The 17,722-nt window shown below is 34.3% G+C and carries 14 protein-coding genes, 1 pseudogene and 1 riboswitch; of the genes and pseudogenes, 10 read left to right on the top strand and 5 right to left on the bottom strand.

Translation table 11 applies throughout. The features are described 5' to 3' along the window. The first annotated feature begins 123 nt into the window (after nt 1–123). Entirely contained in the window at nt 124–600 is a 477-nt protein-coding gene (tnpA, locus tag AB3H90_RS01565) for an IS200/IS605 family transposase (RefSeq protein ID WP_368016033.1), read from the top strand. Between the two features lie 238 nt (nt 601–838). Here the strand turns inward: tnpA and AB3H90_RS01560 are convergent. Further along, nucleotides 839–1,104, bottom strand: a pseudogene (locus AB3H90_RS01560) (transposase); the annotation flags it as partial. A gap of 392 nt (nt 1,105–1,496) precedes the next feature. On the opposite strand from AB3H90_RS01560, the gene AB3H90_RS01555 reads away from it, so the two are divergent. Further along, on the top strand, nt 1,497–1,691 hold the full coding sequence (locus AB3H90_RS01555; protein ID WP_010719054.1) for a hypothetical protein: 195 nt from the start codon (nt 1,497–1,499) through the stop codon (nt 1,689–1,691). Between the two features lie 293 nt (nt 1,692–1,984). Then, nucleotides 1,985–2,182, top strand: coding sequence for a cold-shock protein (locus tag AB3H90_RS01550; RefSeq protein ID WP_010718754.1), 198 nt, complete (start codon nt 1,985–1,987; stop codon nt 2,180–2,182). Nucleotides 2,183–4,129: 1,947 nt separating this feature from the next. Here the strand turns inward: AB3H90_RS01550 and AB3H90_RS01545 are convergent. Continuing rightward, nucleotides 4,130–5,029, bottom strand: a complete 900-nt coding sequence (locus AB3H90_RS01545; protein ID WP_161651727.1) for a LysR family transcriptional regulator — start codon at nt 5,027–5,029, stop codon at nt 4,130–4,132. Between the two features lie 72 nt (nt 5,030–5,101). Further along, nucleotides 5,102–6,871 (bottom strand): CocE/NonD family hydrolase, encoded by a 1,770-nt coding sequence (locus AB3H90_RS01540; protein WP_053766825.1) that lies wholly within the window; start codon nt 6,869–6,871, stop codon nt 5,102–5,104. Nucleotides 6,872–7,307: 436 nt separating this feature from the next. Here AB3H90_RS01540 and AB3H90_RS01535 point away from each other — a divergent pair, with 436 nt between their 5' ends. Continuing rightward, nucleotides 7,308–7,454, top strand: coding sequence for a hypothetical protein (locus tag AB3H90_RS01535; protein WP_161298802.1), 147 nt, complete (start codon nt 7,308–7,310; stop codon nt 7,452–7,454). 261 nt (nt 7,455–7,715) lie between these two features. On the opposite strand, the gene AB3H90_RS01530 is transcribed toward AB3H90_RS01535, so the two are convergent. Then, a complete protein-coding gene (locus tag AB3H90_RS01530) occupies nt 7,716–7,940 on the bottom strand; it encodes an XRE family transcriptional regulator (protein ID WP_094940216.1) in 225 nt (74 codons plus the stop codon). A gap of 826 nt (nt 7,941–8,766) precedes the next feature. Between AB3H90_RS01530 and AB3H90_RS01525 the strand changes: the two genes are divergently transcribed. The 5 genes from AB3H90_RS01525 to AB3H90_RS01505 all read left to right on the top strand — a co-directional run bounded on the left by AB3H90_RS01525 (nt 8,767) and on the right by AB3H90_RS01505 (nt 14,752). Beyond that, a complete protein-coding gene (locus tag AB3H90_RS01525; RefSeq protein ID WP_368016032.1) occupies nt 8,767–10,155 on the top strand; it encodes a helix-turn-helix domain-containing protein in 1,389 nt (462 codons plus the stop codon). 465 nt (nt 10,156–10,620) lie between these two features. After that, the gene (locus AB3H90_RS01520) at nt 10,621–11,307 is read left to right on the top strand and encodes a WxL domain-containing protein (protein ID WP_368016031.1); all 687 of its coding nucleotides are present in this window, start codon (nt 10,621–10,623) and stop codon (nt 11,305–11,307) included. Continuing rightward, on the top strand, nt 11,294–12,328 hold the full coding sequence (locus tag AB3H90_RS01515) for a DUF916 and DUF3324 domain-containing protein (protein WP_368016029.1): 1,035 nt from the start codon (nt 11,294–11,296) through the stop codon (nt 12,326–12,328). Before AB3H90_RS01520 ends, AB3H90_RS01515 begins: the two co-directional genes overlap by 14 nt. A 16-nt stretch (nt 12,329–12,344) precedes the next feature. After that, entirely contained in the window at nt 12,345–13,037 is a 693-nt protein-coding gene (locus AB3H90_RS01510) for an LPXTG cell wall anchor domain-containing protein (protein ID WP_368016121.1), read from the top strand. A gap of 137 nt (nt 13,038–13,174) precedes the next feature. After that, nucleotides 13,175–14,752: a MucBP domain-containing protein gene (locus tag AB3H90_RS01505; RefSeq protein WP_368016028.1), complete on the top strand. Its 1,578-nt coding sequence runs from the start codon at nt 13,175–13,177 to the stop codon at nt 14,750–14,752. A gap of 477 nt (nt 14,753–15,229) precedes the next feature. Here AB3H90_RS01505 and AB3H90_RS01500 read toward each other — a convergent pair whose 3' ends face one another. Next, a complete protein-coding gene (locus AB3H90_RS01500; RefSeq protein WP_010719068.1) occupies nt 15,230–15,832 on the bottom strand; it encodes a DUF4352 domain-containing protein in 603 nt (200 codons plus the stop codon). A gap of 443 nt (nt 15,833–16,275) precedes the next feature. Between AB3H90_RS01500 and AB3H90_RS01495 the strand changes: the two genes are divergently transcribed. Next, on the top strand, nt 16,276–16,662 hold the full coding sequence (locus AB3H90_RS01495) for a DUF1093 domain-containing protein (RefSeq protein ID WP_010719069.1): 387 nt from the start codon (nt 16,276–16,278) through the stop codon (nt 16,660–16,662). Between the two features lie 367 nt (nt 16,663–17,029). Continuing rightward, a riboswitch (M-box (ykoK) riboswitch) is annotated at nt 17,030–17,198 on the top strand. Nucleotides 17,199–17,722: the final 524 nt, after the last annotated feature.

Below are 17,722 nucleotides of genomic sequence, written 5' to 3'. Positions count from 1 at the left end.
AACCACCTGCTATGCAGGTGGTTCCGGAAAGCTTCCAGCGAGGTATAAAAAAAGCCTCCTAAACTGATAAGATGAAGTAGGTTTCCCGACCACCACATCAAAAAATTTAGGAGGTACCTTTTTATGAAAAAGGCTACAGAAAGTTTATCACACACTGTTTGGAAATGTAAGTATCATATAGTATTCGCTCCGAAATATCGCCGACAAATCATTTATGGCAAATATAAAGCAAGTATTGGAGAGATTATACGTGAATTATGTGAAAGAAAGGGCGTTGAGATTTTAGAAGCAAATGCTTGTCCCGATCATATACATATGTTAGTCAGTATCCCACCAAAAATAAGTGTCTCTCAATTTTTAGGTTACTTAAAAGGAAAAAGTAGTTTAATGATTTTTGATAGACATGCAGAACTCAAATATCGTTATGGAAATAGAAAGTTTTGGTGTAGAGGATATTATGTGGACACAGTAGGACGAAACAAGAAAAAAATTGCAGAATATATTCGTAATCAACTACGAGAAGACCACGTAGCAGATCAGCTTACATTGTTTGAAGAAGTTGATCCGTTTACTGGAGAAAAAAATCGTAAGAAGCACTAAGAGCTTCTTTGAGAAGCAGCGAGTAAATGTGGTGCAAGAGGGAACCGATTCGGTAAGTCTTTTAGACTTAGGCCGGCAAAAGAGGCTTTTAGCCGCAGAACAAACCACCCGTTCACACGGGTGGTTTTGATTATCTGTTTTTCCCACGGTTTTCCCAGGCTCTTTGTCAAATGATGTTGGTAAAGAGAAATCTTAGAATAATTTGGGCAGAAAGAAGAAAAACTTCTTTCTGTTCTTTTTATTTGGTTAAAATAGTTTTACCGTGTCGAATCATGATCCGTCGTTTGAAATGATAAAAATTTCGAAACCTATAAGCATTGCTTTTAATACTTTAATATGGTTGTTTAAACATTCGAGTGGTCCGTTTGAATAACTGTAGCGAAGGGCGTTTTGGATCTGCGGCAGAAACTTTTTAAATGTTCGCAAAGTTGTCGTATAAGTTTCAGGTAGCTGGCTGACTTCTCTGGATAAACAGTCCTCAAATAGTGAATGATCTCTTTTCTTTTTAAGATTGATGACATCTATTTAGAGCTACTTGAAAGAGTAGCTCTTTTTAGTTGCTTTTGATTAATCTATTTTATAAAAAATAGATTGTATTTCTATTCTGCCATTTTTGGTTAAATATAATGTTTTTTATTATTAGGTAATATTTTTTATATTAGATATAACAAAAACAAATAAAAAAACTTAATTTAATAGATTATAATTATAATGTGCTATAAGATATTCCATGTTGTATTCGCATTATTCAGGTTAAACTATGTAGCACAAAATAAATTTCGTAGTAACTACGATCAACCTCACAAAGATCTCCTGTATTTTACTGCGATTTATTATCTATAAGACTACTCATAAGAGTAGTCTTTACATAAAAAACTAATAAAGAAGGTATCACTATGTATTATGTAGAAGTACAAACACGAGGAGTAAAAAACAAACAATATGTCAAAAGTGTAATCAATAATTATCCACTATTAGGATCATGGAAAGAGGCTGAACCATTTTCAAAAGAATGTGCATTGCAAATAAAATCAGTTTTAGAACAAGAATTAATTTGTGGAAAAGCAATAGTCAATATAGTAGAAAAGTAAAATTTATTAAAGTTTTAAGTAAATGATGTAATATTGTAATTAGTGGCGTTAGTCGTTGATTTTCAATTTTTTCATCCTTTAATTAATCATTCTAAATATTTACTCCAAATTTTGTATTAAAAAGTGTATCAAGCAGTTATCCTTGTGTTGCCATTGCATCCGTGTTATAGTAATTAAGTAATCTAATTTGAAACGTAATCTGAGTGATATATTCACACTATAAAAACTCCTTTTACCAAGTAATATTAATTGCAACAAAACACGTATTATATACGTATTAGGAGGAAATATATATGAATAACGGTACAGTAAAATGGTTTAACTCAGATAAAGGTTTTGGATTTATCACTGGTGAAGATGGAAATGACGTATTTGCACACTTCTCAGCTATTCAAGGCGATGGATTTAAAACATTAGATGAAGGTCAAGCTGTTTCTTATGATATTGAAGAAGGACAACGTGGTCCTCAAGCGGTAAATATCGTAAAATAATGTTGAACTTTAACCATCTCAATCGAGATGGTTTTTTTTATATTATGGCTCATAAGCATCCGGTCGTATAATCGAGTCTTACAAGGTAAAAAATATTCTGTTAAAGAAATAATTTCGCCATTTTTTCGCCCATTTATAAAACATCAATTATTATTATATGAATATCAGCAAGTATTAAATAATAGGCTCTTGCTTAATATGAAAGTTGGTATAATAGGATTTATAATGATGTATAGATATTAGAAAAACTTTGTGAATAACACAATCTTATAGGAAGCCTTCATGGCTGTTCTGAAAATGGATGAGGATAAACCGAAAAAATAGCAAAGGAGCCTGGGACAAAACTTGTCTCAGGCTCTTTTAGTATCTCTAAAACGAATAAACGGTGAGACAAAAGCAGCATCTTCGGAAATAAGCCGAAATTTACCAAAAATTTGAGAAGCAATTTTCGGAAATTCCTTCTTATTTCTTGATGCTAAACACTTTTGTCTCAACCTCTTTTTTATCTGTTTTTCCCACGGTTTTTCCACATGTGAAAGGGAAGGATCAAAGGCATTATCGTGTAGCATTTTTTCAAAAATATCAAATGAATCAATGTTTTTTCAATAAAATCACAAAAATAGAATAGGGTATATAGGAGGAAAGAATAAGGAGAGCGATCTTTTCGAGATGAGGATGAATCGAAAAAATAGTAGTGATTGTTTGAAAATAGTGTAAAAATTAGATCATGTTTACATAGATTTGCCACCGGTGTTTTTTTGGTGGCAAACCTCAAGCGTTCTTTCTAAGTTCAACCGTTTCATTTTTAAAAAAGAAAAATGTTTAACCTTTGATTTTTACCTTAGATGAACCACTAAAGCATTAATTAGACATAGTAAGGCAGGCAACAATTCTGTGCAAGGTATGATTGTATGTACCTAACCAAAGAAGAGAAAAGTAGGTGAGGTAGCTGAATAAAACGGATGTCCCACTTAAGAAGAAACGTCCAAGTTATTCTCTAGGTGATGAGATGATAGGGAAGCTCGAATGACTTTATGAACAGGATAAAAAAAACTGAATAAGCGTATCTATCCTTCTGATACATTAACGAAAATTATTAATGATGTGATATGAAGTAAGAAAAGCTTTTGAAAATTGAAAACAGCAGTAAGGGGAGGAGACACAACAGGCATTTATTTAGAAAAAAGATAATCAACTAGTGATTATCTTTTAGAAAGTTACCAATTAATTTGAGGACACTGCTAGAAAATAAGATAAGAGCAAATCCCAAAATATTTATGAAAAGGTTGAAATCAAAAAAAATAGCATTAAGTATAACAAGAATCATTCCGGTGTATACCAATATATTAGTGTTAAGTTTGCTGAGAAGTGTCATGTTTTTTCCTCCCTATCACTTTAAAAAAAGTGTATCTCTTATTAAATTTATAGTCAATGCTCAGTGAGTAATGTAATTAAATAATCGATAAAATAGGGGAATAAGAATCAAAATTGAAAGACGGATTTTATAAAAGTGCATACAGAATTGGGGGATTGGTAGCAGATCTTCCAACTAAAAATTCTAAACAACACAGAAAGTAAAAGTTGGTGATAAGAGTCGCTGTATTCCAAGAAAAGATTTCCCTTGGATTTTCTCATTTGTTGGTGAAGTAAAAAAAATAGATGCCTATTCTGCAATGGTAAAAATCATATCTACTCATGTAGAAGATGTTCATTTAGTTAATGTTTACAGAGTAAGAACGATTATTCCTATGGAAATAATCGGGGTGTTAAAGACCTGAAAAAAATCAAAAGTTCGTTTGATATTATAAGAGATTTATTAGGATGTACTTTTATTCTTGCTCTCATTCTTATGTTTGTGAGTATTTAATGAAACTAGTGTCGAATTTTCAAAGAATGGATTATAAAACCAGAAGCTGTTGAAGCCTACTATACAGGCTTCAACAGCTTCTAGCTATTATTTTTCACAAATAAAAATAATTCTTTGAGTAGATCATTTTGGATTTTTTCATTTCTAGCAACTACAATATTTTGTTCGTCATTATCATTTTCTAAATCCATGATTTTGATATGGTACTTATCTTCTAAAGTTCCGTCATTCATTCCGGAATATAAGAAAGCCAATCCTTCTCCCGTTGATACCTTTGATAGTCCTTCGTCAAGAGATTTCACGTAGGCATTTGCTTTTACATTGAATCCATGTTTAACAAACTGATTAACGACATAATCAACAATCATAGGGGAGTGTTTTCTTTCCAGTAAAACAAAGGTTTCTTGACTCAATTCTTCAAAGTATAATTTGTTTTTAGCGCTTAGTGGATGACGAATAGGCAAAGCAAGCTGTAAATGATTCTGAATAAATACGAATGTATCGATATTATTTGTGTGTTTAAAATAAGGTGATAAATTAAACACTAAATCATATTGATCATTTAAGAGCCCCTCTGTCAAATTCATCGGTGTATCTTGCTTTATCAAAAATTTAATGGTTGGATGACTTATTTTGAACTGTTCAAACAGTTCATACATTTTACCCATATTAAAGCTTGAGGGATAACCGATTTTTAATAATTGAGCAGATTTACGTGTTTCTATTTGCTGATCAAACATGTGTGTCAGATAATCTACTCGTCTTAAAACATCGGTTGCTTCACGTAAGAACTGTTCACCGGCACTTGATAATGTAAGGGTATGTGTGTGCCGAATGAACAATGCAATACCTAATTCAGCTTCTAACTCTTGTATTCGCCTGCTTAAAGTAGGTTGAGACACATACAATTTTTGTGCAGCTCTTGTAAAACTACCTTCAGCAGCAACTTCAACAAAGAATCTTAAGGTTGATAACTTCATAATGACTCCATTCTGGTAAAGATACTATGGTAGTCTTAGTATAAAGTTAACACGTCAGTTTCACAAGTTTTTCTAAGAATTGTTTGAAGTTTGCATAACAGGTAATTGTAGATAAGAAGCATACTCACCGCCGGTATGGAGAATATGTGCTCCTTTATTATCCGGTATACAGCCAGGTGTTCCAGGCATTACTGATCCGAGCTCATCTTTGGTGCTTATAACGATTCGTAAAGTCTCGCCAGCTTGGTAAGAAAGGCCAATTGGACTTAAACTGATATCCAAATCAACAATTTCTTTTGGAGACAGTTTTTCAACTCGGTCAAAGCTGTAAGCAGGGATTTCATCAGTCGCTTGACTATCAAGATGGCGCATGGATGCACGTAGTCGACCCCAAGCACCTTTATATCTCAACGCAGAAGCACCTTCTTGCGTAAAATCTTGAAGGGCAGCACCATGATTAGGAACTACAAATTCACTTAAAACATTTCCGAATGTATCCAATTTTTGAACCCATACAAAAACATCCATATCATCATAACCATCGACCTCAATGAAGAGTTTCACTTTCGGATAGCCAACAAAGTGGGTTTCTTTATCAAAGGTCATCTGGAAAGAAGTACGACCAGGTAGATTATCTGCTAGATATTTGACAGGAAGGTCTGTAGGTTCAGGTGTTTCTTGTAAAGAACGAAATTGTCCATTCATGTAATAGCGTTTATTTTCGCTAGTTGCCGGTGGGAAAGATTCTGCTGGAATATCTGTTTGGTTTCCACCTTGAAGATCTAGAAGAGAATAGCGCACAGTTGGAGTGTCTGGCCAGCCATTTTCTTTTCCCAGTAAATAATAATCAAAGAATCGGCGCAACTCTTCAGTATTGCTTTCATCATAATAGTATGGCCATTCTTGACGATCATGGATACGAAGCCACTTTTCTTTCGATCCTAAAGAACGCCATGAGCGGAAGGTTCCTATTGTATGCAAAGTATTTGAATAACTTGCAATAACAAAAGCTGGCACGATGATTTTACTTGGATCAGCTACTTTGTCTTGCCAAAGTGCAGCATTTGCTAATGGATAAGCAGTCATTTCTTTTGTTAAATCTTCGCGTTTCGCACCTGTTGCGCTAACATGATTGACTTGTAATCGTTCAATAAAATTTTTATCAGGAATTCCGCCAATAAAAGCCAAATCACGATATCCGTCAGCAAGCCCTTCAGTAGGATTGATACAAGTTAAGTGTGGAGGCTGTTCGGCAGCAATATACCATTGCGAAAAAGCTAGATAGGACGTTCCTGTCAGGGCTGTTTTTCCATTACTCCAAGATTGAGAAGCCAGCCATTCAATCAAATCATAGCCATCTTCTGCTTCTTGAGAGCCAATCATCGTAGTATCGCCTTCACTATGAGCGATACCACGCATATCAGGATTACAAACAGCGTATCCGTGCGTACACCAATAGGCTGGATCAGGTGCTTCAAACTTCGTTAAGCCAGAATTCCAATGATTGCCCATACCTAACATGTTGAATAGGTTTTTATAACGAGGTGCGGTTCCGGCACTTTTTCCATAAGGGCTCCAAGCAATCAGAACAGGTACTTTTTCATCAGTAATCGGTAAATAAATATCGGTATATATTGTCACCCCATCACGTAGTTTGACAGGGACATCCTTCAACATTTTGATATCACAAGATAATGGCTTGAATCCTTCTGCAATCAGTTGTCCTTTCTCTAAAGTTATTTCTTTTGTCTCAAAAGGACTAAGGACACCGTGTTCAATCCCATTATCAATGTATTCGAATGATGGGCTAAAGCACATTTCTTCAGTAATTTTTGCAGTCATTTTTATTACCTCCAATTAAATAGTATGAATCAATTAAACTGTTTTAATTATAGGAGGTAGTATTTCAGAAGTAAAATTGTATTTTTGGATAGTCATCCACCAATTTTTTGTGTTATTCAAAAAATGAATAGATTCCCTAAAAATGTAACTAGCTAGTTAGATTCTGTAAAAAAGTCAATATATGAAAAGTTATTCTTTTCACTATGATTGATCCCACTAGTGAAAGAATAAATAGAGCAATGATCATTTTTCTCAAGCTGGGGTAGTTGATATCGTTATTTTGTAAATGCAAAAAAATCAGATGGATAAGTCCCCTTTTCTTGCAGAGCTATACTAAGAAGACTGCTAGGTTATGTTAGAAGATAAAGCAAGAGTATCATAAATAGATTGATTGATAGAGTCAATCATTAATTGACGGAGTTGATAAAAATCATCTTTGCAACCGTCACTAGTTAAAAAAGATTTATTGATTCGTCCCAGTGACATGGAATTATTACCTGTTAGCAAACCGGAAATGATCAAACTAACGATCGATGGACGATTCGGTAATGCTATAAACAAGACGATTACTGGGATACTTTGATATAGCTGGCAAAGACGGTGTAATCAGCCATCGGTATAAGCAAGTATACTATCAGAAGGCATATGCAACACAATTCAATAATACATTGACCAAATCAAATGTGATCAAAGCATTACAAGGATTTTTTGAAGTCAAACAAGATGGTTTGCTCGGGCAGGATACAGTCAAAGCCTTACAGAGATGTTTAGGAGGGTGTGATCAGTCCTCTTGCAGATATAGTGACGTAGACTAGCAAAAAAATTATAAAAAAGCACTCATCCTTTAGTTGGTTGAGTGCTTTTTTTGTTCATTAAGATATCCAACTAGACCATCAAGATTCTTTTCCACCGCTTCTGCCAATAAAAGCATCGTACCGATTTTGACATTTTTCCAATCATCGGAATTGTTTAAACGGGTTAGACTACTCGCTGTGATACCTGTTTTTTTACTGACTTGATAGTTGCTTTTGAAACCAAAGTCTTTTTTGTATTGATCAAACCAATTCATATTATCACCTACTTAAATTTATAAACTAGATATCTTAATCCACTGATAACTACCGCTATTATTGAAATAAATAAGAGCAAATTCACTATATGGTTCATAAAATTATGCTAGATTGAAACCGAAGAGGGGACCCCCTTGATACTTCTTTAGTTGACTTTCGTATTTTGTTTTCGTCTTGCTGTGTCAGAGCTGAGGAGTAGTTACGATATTGACTAGAGAAGCAATTCATTTTTCCAGCTTTTTTTCACCTCCTTAACTCTATTTATATCACACTATCAATAGTATCGGAATTCAATATTTTCCTTTAATAAAAAGATAAACAAGCCCGAAAAACAAGTTATTTATACAACTAGCTACTTGAAAGTGTAAAAAATAAGGAAAGGGTTTATAGAATCATAACCAGTATTCCTGTAAACAGAAGTAGATCTAAAAGCATGCGTGAACGTTTATTGGCGATTCAAGGTTTTATATTTTAGTAATTGATCGTAGTTTTATAGAAAAAAACACAAAAATGTCTCTTATCTAGGGCTTTTTATTTTGGACAAAATATTATAAATAATGTTACCCGAATGGTAGATTTTTCTGATTGTCATGGGAGAATGGATTTAGCTTTGTGATTTGAAAAATGACTCGTTAATTTCATATGAATTGATCGTAAACCAGTGTATGCTATAATCCAAAACGTTAACGAACAATGTCTTTTGAATGTTAAGAAAGTTAAAAATATTTAAATTGGTGGTGATTGAATGCAAACTTTTTTGACGAAAGCCTCCCAAAAAAAGTGAAACTAATTCACTTTTTACTTGAAGCGGACAATGGGTATACGATGGATAAGATACAGCAATATATAGGAGGATCTGTTAAATCAATTTCTCTTTATATGAAGGAATTATCAGAGCTGTTTGAACAGTTTAATGGGAAAATTGTTTTACAAAATGAGAACAATCAGCGCTTTGGTATCCAAAAGGAAGAAGACTTTCCCATATATAGTATTTATCTTCCCTATTATAAAGAATCATATAATTACCAATTAATTGATTTTATGTTCAAATATCCCGAAAAAAGAATCGAAGACTTTGCAGAAAAACAATATACGAGTACATCTACCGTTTTTAGATATGCTAAATTATTAGTTCCTTACTTTAAAAGATACAAGATCGGTTTTCACTCATTTAAACTGGAAATAGAAGCTGAAGAGATCAATATCAGAAGTTTTTATTACTATTTTTATTGGGAATCAACACGAGATGGTCACTGGCCCTTTTTGATTGATTGTGACAGGATCATGAAGTATGTTCAATGTTTTGAAAAAACCTATGGATTTAAATTAGATGCTTTACAAACGAAAACGCTGAGTTTTTGGTTAGCGATTATACTTGAAAGAACTAAGAAGCAGATTATTTCACTAGATAAAGAGGTGAAATCAACAATCGAGAGTGATCCAAACTTTGAATTGGTCTCGATGTGGTTGAAAGAAAGCCAGTTACTATTGCCAGACAATGAACGATATTTTCTATATCGGGTAATCTATGCTTTCGGTATTTTTGAGGGAAAGGAGTGCTATGAGCAACAAGCGGTGCGTGCTCATACAAGAAGTCAAAGTTTAGCCTATCGTTTAGTTGAATTGCTCAGTTGTTCGTTAAAAGAAGTCTTTGATTACGACTTTGATCGAAGAAACCAGAACCATTTGTTTAGCTTGATTGCGTTTTATGAAAGAAGCTGTTTTTTCTGGGGGAATCCCGATGTTTTTTTCAATAAATCATATATATCTGAAGTAGAAAAGCTTGATCCTCAAATTTGCCGAATGGTTCAGAAGTTTCATGATTCTATGATACAGATAGCTCCCGCAGAGTTATTACCCCATTTAAAGAACACGCACCAGCTGTTTTTAAATTATTACTATTTGCTGGATTATTATGGACTGTTACTCAAAAGTATTCAACCAATAAAAATTTTGCTCACGGATGATCTACATCGTCCTCATCGATTATGGTTAATGAATAAAATCAAAACATTGTTTAGTAATGTTTATGCTCTTTCTTTTTTTGATTCTGAAACCAAATTTGAAGAGGTTGATTTAGTGATCTCAAATTATTTCTTGGATACGAAAAATACACCGTTACTGTTAATGAAAAACATTCCGACAGAACGTAACTGGCGAAATCTTGAAAAAATTTTATATGAGTTGCATAGAGAAAGAACTACAAACAAATAACTATTTTTTTTTAAACTTATCAACAATCAAAATTTTCAAGGGTTTATTTGTCAGAGTCTGAGACATAAAACTCACACTTTACTCTAAACGATGTTTAAGCATCAGCTCCTTGAAATAAGCCGAAGAATTCCAAAAATAGGAAAACTGTCTTTGGATTCTCCGGCTTTTTCTCAAATCTGGACATATCACGACCTCTTTTTAATTGAAAAATAGATTGAGTCAATCAGCACTTTTGGATTTGATCGTAAATGGCTTAGCTGAGAATAAGTCGAATTGGCACCTGTTTTCAATCAATTATTGCAGTATCAATAGGAAATCAAATGAGAGATGAAACGTTTTTCAAAAAAGTACTTCTAATTTTTTTCCAGATTCCGGAATTTTTTTACTGTTTTTTTCCTCATCAAGAAATGGAAGAATAGTTGTAGTCGCAATTGCAGACTAATTTTTATTAGGAGGAAGAGAATTATGAAGAAACAAGTTGTTAGTATAGCTGGACTTGCCTTATTGGCATTAGGGACATCTAGTTCCGTGGTTTGTGCAGCTGAAAATGAAGGACTAACAAGTCAAGTCACAAATAAAACAAATGTAACTTTGAAGGAAGGTTCGGGTAGTGATGTTCAGCCAGTGGTACCAGATGATACCCATGATGACGATCCAAGCACAGGAGCGAAAGGCTCATTGTCTATTCCTTTCGCATCAAACATTACTTTTGGTGAACAAGAAATCCAACAAGGAGATGCGGATTATTTTGCATTGAATAAAAAGCCATTTGTCCAAGTGAATGATACTCGTGGGGGAGCGAAAGGCTGGACATTAGGTGTATCTATCTCACCATTTACTTCAACAGATAAAGATCACTCGGAGTTGACAGGCGCACAGCTATCTTTAAGCAATGGTCAAGTAGTAACGAAAAACAACTCATCCAAAGCACCTCATTTGGTAGAGTCAAAAGATCATACATTTGTACTAAACGAAGTCAATCAAACCGTTATGTTGGCTCAACCAGGCGAAGGTGCAGGGGCTTTTGTTGCAGTATTCGAAGGAACAGATGGCAAGAACGAAAATGTGAAATTACATGTTCCCCGGGCAGGTGTGGAAGCAAAAAATTATACAGCTGAGATTACTTGGACGTTAAGCGATGCTCCAGTATAAATTTAGGCCGGGATGGAGCTGGATAGTCTCCATCCTTTTTATGACAAGTTTACTGTTTGCTTGCCACCCTGCCTCAGTTTTTGCTGAAAAAACAGAAGTGAACTTTGAAGCTAAGGCTGTCTTGCCAGAGAATCAACGTTCAGAAGTAAGCTATTATGATCTTAAAGTTGAGCCTAACCAGTCCCAAGAGTTGACGATAAAGCTTAAAAATACCAGCTCTGAAAAGATAAAAGTCAAAGTAGCAGCCAATAATGCGACTACCAATAAAAATGGGGTGCTAGATTATTCACAACATGATCAAAAATTATTAGGTGGTCCTTCTTTAGAAGAACTGATTTCAGGGCCTCAAACGGTTGAACTGAATCCGAATGAAGAAAAAGATGTCGTGTTCCAATTAAAGATTCCGTCAACTGGATTTGAGGGGACGGTTCTGGGTGGTTTTTATTGCTATGAAGAAAAGAATAAGGTAGAAGATCAACCAGCTGGATTTAGCTTAGCAAATAAATTTGCGTATACAATTGGTATCCAACTCCAATGTTCAGACAAAAAAATTGCTCCTGAACTAAAACTCTTGGAGGCAAAGCCAGGATTAGATAATGGTTATTTAACAGTCTATGCAAAATTGGCAAATCCACAACCAATGATTATGAGTCAATTGGATCTTCATGATTTCATCACAAAAAAGAAACAGAAAGAAGTACTACACGATGTTAGTAAGCTGGTTTCTTTAGCACCACGAAGTACCTTCAAATTACCGATTAGTTGGGAAAATGAACCTTTAAAAAAAGGAGAGTATACGTTAACTACCGTTTTGAAAGAAAAGTCGGGGAAAGTTTGGGCGTTGAAAAAAGACTTTACGGTAAAAGGAAAAGATGAAAGTCTTAACAACAAAACGGTTAAGCTTAAAAAATCGAAGAACAATAACTACCAATACTTATATGGGGGGCTAATTGTTTGCTTACTCATTATTGGCTTGTTACTGTGGCATATTACAAAATTGCGAAGGAATAAAGGAAATTAAAGGAAGTGGCACATTGATGAAAAAACGATGGCTCAATATACTCTTACTGGTTTTCTTAGTGGTTTTCCCACGAATTGGTTTAGCTGATAGCCAGGTCAATAGTCAGGTAGGGATTCGTTTTTACCAACCAACGAGTGCGCACCAAATTGTCCCAATGGAAAAAGTTCTTAATCCAAATGAGAGAAATAGACCAGTTACTGATGGACAAGCGAAGTCTGAAGAAGTTGGAAAAATAAAAATGTATCCCAAAACAAACCAATCTAACCATCATTTATCTCTCTTTATTGGTGCAGCTCTATTGACTTTAGTCATCCTGTATTGGTGTAAAAAGAGGAAGAAATTTGTTCGTAAGTTTAATAAAATTTGGTTACTTCCTTTTTTGTTAGGGTTGATTGGCATATTTCCAAAAGAAGTTCGAGCAGCTGGAAGTATTACAAATCTTCCGTATTTCAGATATGCAAATACGATAGAAACTCCCGCCAATAACACATTTATGATGCATTATGGTAGTTTTACAACTGTGGAACAAGTTAAAGGTCAGTATTCTGGGAATTGGCTGGTTGTCAATCAGGAGAATCCAGAAAGTAGTGCGTTGATCAAAAATGTTGGCTTTTTCAATGGGAAACCAGTAGATGTTAAAATAATAATGAAAAAAAAGGATGGACAAGCAGGAGGAGAGATCGGTATTGGCAATCCAAAGAGTTTTTAGATATCGATATCACTGGCGAAGTCTTTCTTACTTATGAATTTTTCGATCAAGCGGGGAATGCCTTTCCAATTGAAACTTCTTTTAATTATTTTGGGATCAATCGAAACAAGTATATCGGCTATAATCATATTGGTAAGGTGGCAAAATATCTTGTTGCGAATAATCCAACAGATATCAGTTACCATACGTGGAGTGATGATCATTCTTTCTGGACGTATTTTGAAAATAATTTTTCGAAACCATGGGGGCATCCTACACAAGAGTTCCAGATTATCACTAAACCAGTAACTAAAATAGAAACGGTTGTTAAAAACTTAGATAATACGCCATCCTCTCTCATGTATGAAACAGATTTTTTGGCTAGTCCAGAGTTTCCTGCTGCTGAAGCAGTGGATAAGCGTTTTGATAAGGAACAACAAAAGGTTACTTTAAATGCGATGCAAACCATACCGAATGTGGGGCATGGGAATAAAATGAAAGATTTATCTGTGGCTTTTTCATTGGATGATGTGACAGCTCACTCACAATATAAGATTAAAGATTTTAACGTAGTGAAGTTTGATGGGACGGACATTAGTGATCTTTTTGTGGGGAGTCAAAAAGAGGATCACTCCTATCAACTAACGTTAAAAGACCCTAACAATGAAAATCTTTATGATACAGTTTTGAATTATCAACTTAATCTTGAGTGGATTGGGAGTAAGCAAAATCCGGTAGATAAAACGAATTTGAAAGAAGACTATTTAAACATTCCTTTCACTGTTACTACACAGATTAATCACAAACAGAAAGGAACGAGTTCTGCCTATTCTTCTGTATACTACGTGGGGAAGGTCATACTGAATTACTTGGATGAAAATAACCAACAACTTTCTGATCCTAAAATCATTTCAGGAATCATAACAGATTCTTTTGATCTATCACAAGAATATCCAGAATTGAACGGATATTATCCAGTCAAGGAAATAGTGGAAAGGGATCAAGGAATCTTTACTCCAGAAGAACAGCAATTCGTTCATCATTATAAGAAAGGTTCGCCAATTGAATTTACTTTGATGCCTAAAGAAAATCCTTTACTGTTTTCTCGTTTCTCAAAAACCAGAGAGGTGACGATTCATATTTCTTATGAAGAGAAACAGAATTTATCATTTATGGCGAAATGTGGAGATGAAGTCTTAAGGTTAAAGGACTATCCAAGTTCCGAAAACGAGATCCAAGATAAAGTGAATGTTCAGCTTCCTGAAAATTGGTTGAACAAGGAAGTTGCTTTTTATATGGAAAACGAAAAAGGACAAAAATCAAAGGAAGAGAGCCGTCAGGTTTTAATTGATCACGGGGTTAAGCTTAGATTACCGGAACAGTTGACGTTTGGGGAACAACAGATTCCGGGTCAAGATCAATCGGTACAAGCAACGAATCAAAAAGAAATTCAGCTTATCGATGAAAGTGTGTTGGAGAAGAGTCATTGGCACGTTAAGTTAAAAGAAGAACGACCTTTAACTAACCAAGAGAATGACCAGTTGCATAATGCTCTTCATCTGCATAGGAGTGGAGTGGATCAAACGATTAATGCAGAAGACCAATTGGTTTGGCAAGGAGAGGGTAGTGCAAGCTTCACTGATCATCATAAGATTCAGTTAAACTTACATCCTTCCGATAAAACAGGATCGTATCAGGGGAGCCTAATTTGGACACTAGAAGATGCGCCAGGATAAGATGGTTTTGACCAAACGATTCTTTTTTTTATAGTCCCTCATAAGAAAAAGGATAAACGCAAAGGACACGAGTCAGAAAATAGTTGATTCGTGTCCTAAGCTTTGGTTATCAAGAGACTTATCAAAGACTTTGTCGTTCGATTACTCCAACTAGAAGAATACAACCGAGGTTTATAAAATGATATGCGGGAACTATGAAATACGATCGAAAAATTAGTTCACTTATGTAGTATAAATTTTATGTAATATATAGAAGTTAGTATTAGGAAGGATGAGATGAAAAAAACTAAACAAAACTAAATGAACGCAAAATGCACAAACTGTTCAAAGCAATAACAGATAGTGACTATCTAAAAGAAGGACAGTAGATACTCGCTATTTCTGAACTTGTTTTTCACCAAAAAACGACGGTTAACCATATCAATAGCTAACCGTCGTTTAACTTTTTTCTAAAATGTCCCGATATGAATCTATAAACTAGACTGTTGCTTTAAATTTAGCCGCTTTTTCGATAGAAACTAATGGGCTAAACTGAATTTCGATGTCTCCAGTTTGATTTAGACCAAAATGAGCAGTACAATCCATTACTTTATCGGGAGCAACTGATCCCATTGTATTGTCATTTGGATAAGAAGAAGCTTTTTTATCGTCTGAGCCATAAACTTCTACATCCATTCCTACAGGAAGGTCATTTTGACCATTGTTTTTAATTGTGTAAGTAATCTTGACTACTTGAGCAGGTTGTTCATCTGCAAATTGATTTCTTTCGTCAGTAAGTTCCACACTGTTTAATGTGTACTCAGCATCGCCAACTTTTACAGTATCCCCAACTTGGTAAAAACTTTCTTGCGCTTCTTTTGAAGAAGAGCTTGATGTAGCTTCTTTAGTAGAACTTGTTTTTGTCACTTTTTCTCCGCCGTTATCACTTGCTTTATTGTCATCTGAGCCACCCAGTGCAGATCCAATTATTGCTACAAGAATGATTGCTAGTACCCAAAACCAAACTTTTTTATAAAATGGCTTTTTCTCCTTTACTACGTAACGTTTGCCATCTTCCCCTACAACACTTTTTTTAACCATTGTTTCCTCCATAATAATTATCTAATTTACTCCCACTTAATGGCAGGTAGTGATAGTCGCCAAAATATAGATATCTTGTGTTTCATTTATTAAGACATCTTTACTACCAAATATTCAGTTTTTCACAAATGAAAAGCTTCAAAAAAACACCTAACAGTTCGCATCAAATAAGAATATTCATTTTTTACTTACATATAGTAACATGATGTGTTTGATTTGGAAATATGTAATTATAAAATTTGTTATTTTTTATTATTCGAAAGATCATGTTAGGTATCGAGAAAGTAATAGAGAAGTAGGATTATCAAAAAAGATGTAGGAGATGATAAGCATCTATTGATAAGTGGTTAATGTCATTTATGTGACAAATTTGAAAGATAAATAAATGGAAAAAAAAGCTCAAAAAAGATAAAATAAGTTAAATTTATTGATGAGGTGAGTTTATGAAAAAGGGAATATTCGGGGTTATTGTATTAATTTTATTAGGAGTTGGAGGATTTTTCGGTTACAAATATTATAGCGAAACGTATAAAACAACTACTGCATACACTAAGATTCCAACAGAAGTGCCAGAAAAAACGAAATCAAAGAACAGCGATGGAAAAATCATTGCGGGTGAATATAGTTACCATTATGACGTGACTTTTGTAAAAGCTGATGGTAAAGCAACCAAACGAACATTTAGTGTGAGTGGAGAAGCACCACAACCATTGAAACCAGGTAGTTACGTGCAAGCTGACATCAGTGACAAAAGAACAAGTTCTCCTAGAGTAATTGCAGAAGAAAAGATTCCTAAAGAAATCAAAAATAAAGTAGACGAATTAAATTAGTTTTCAAAAAAATGAAAGAGACGATAAAAAGTCTGATTCAAAATCAACTATTAAATCTAGCCGGAGCATGTACTGGTTAGATTTTTTTGTTGATCAGTTATTCCATGTGATGGAGCATTGACTCAATTTGATGGAGAAATGGATTAGCAGGGGTTTGCCCAAATACGCATTCTAGGATTCGCAAATGAAATTTTGACAAAAAATCATTAATATGGTTTATTAAGAATAGAAAGATGAGGTGAATGAAATGGATAATGACCAGAGGTACTCTAAGCTTGCTAAGGATAAAACCTTTGTAACTTGGGGAATGATTCCGGTAGTCGGCTTTTTTGGACTTTTAGTGTCGTTGATGATTTTCATTTAAATATCTTCAAATAGTTAGGTGAGGCTTCTATGTAAACATAAGCTACTGCCCAAAAATGTCGAGAGACGCCAATGGGTAGAACAGGGATTGTCGATAGCAAGGCTTTTCTTAAGGTAGCTAAGTGCAAACTTTACGTTGCATAGTGTCAAAGCTCAAACGTGACGTAAGTCAAACGAAAACGGTAGCAAAAGCATCAATCAGTTCTGAAGACAGGATAAAAAAATGAAACGTTGGTAGACGTTCAACATTTATCCTGTCTTCAGAATAGATGCTGGAGCACCGTTTATTTGTTATTTTGCAGCAGGTGTTCCCAAAATTTTTTACTAATTTTGTTTAGGTTAGTTTTTTAGGCTGTAAGATTATTTTTATTACATCGATTGAATATCACTGGACACCTTGCATAGTTTTCTCTGTTAGAATGCCAGTAGTTACAGATTTTAAAAAGTGAAAAATAATATTCTTGTCATTAAAACAAGTGAGCTATTTCTTCTTTTTGATAATGATGAAAACAAGAATGGAATAGAAGATGGTGGAAAAAGCGAGTCCTTTAAGATAGAAATCGAATAATTGAACAGGTTGACTATAGGAATATTCTAAAATGTGGATCATAAAATAGATAGACGGAAAAGAGGAGAGAAGCATTAGTATGTCATATTTGTTCCATTTTGTATAAAGAGACAAAAAAAGAATAATACC

The sequence above is a fragment of the Enterococcus sp. C63 genome, from assembly GCF_040887215.1.
Taxonomy (GTDB): Bacteria; Bacillota; Bacilli; order Lactobacillales; family Enterococcaceae; genus Enterococcus_B; species Enterococcus_B hirae.
This window is presented reverse-complemented; position numbering and strand designations above follow the sequence as displayed.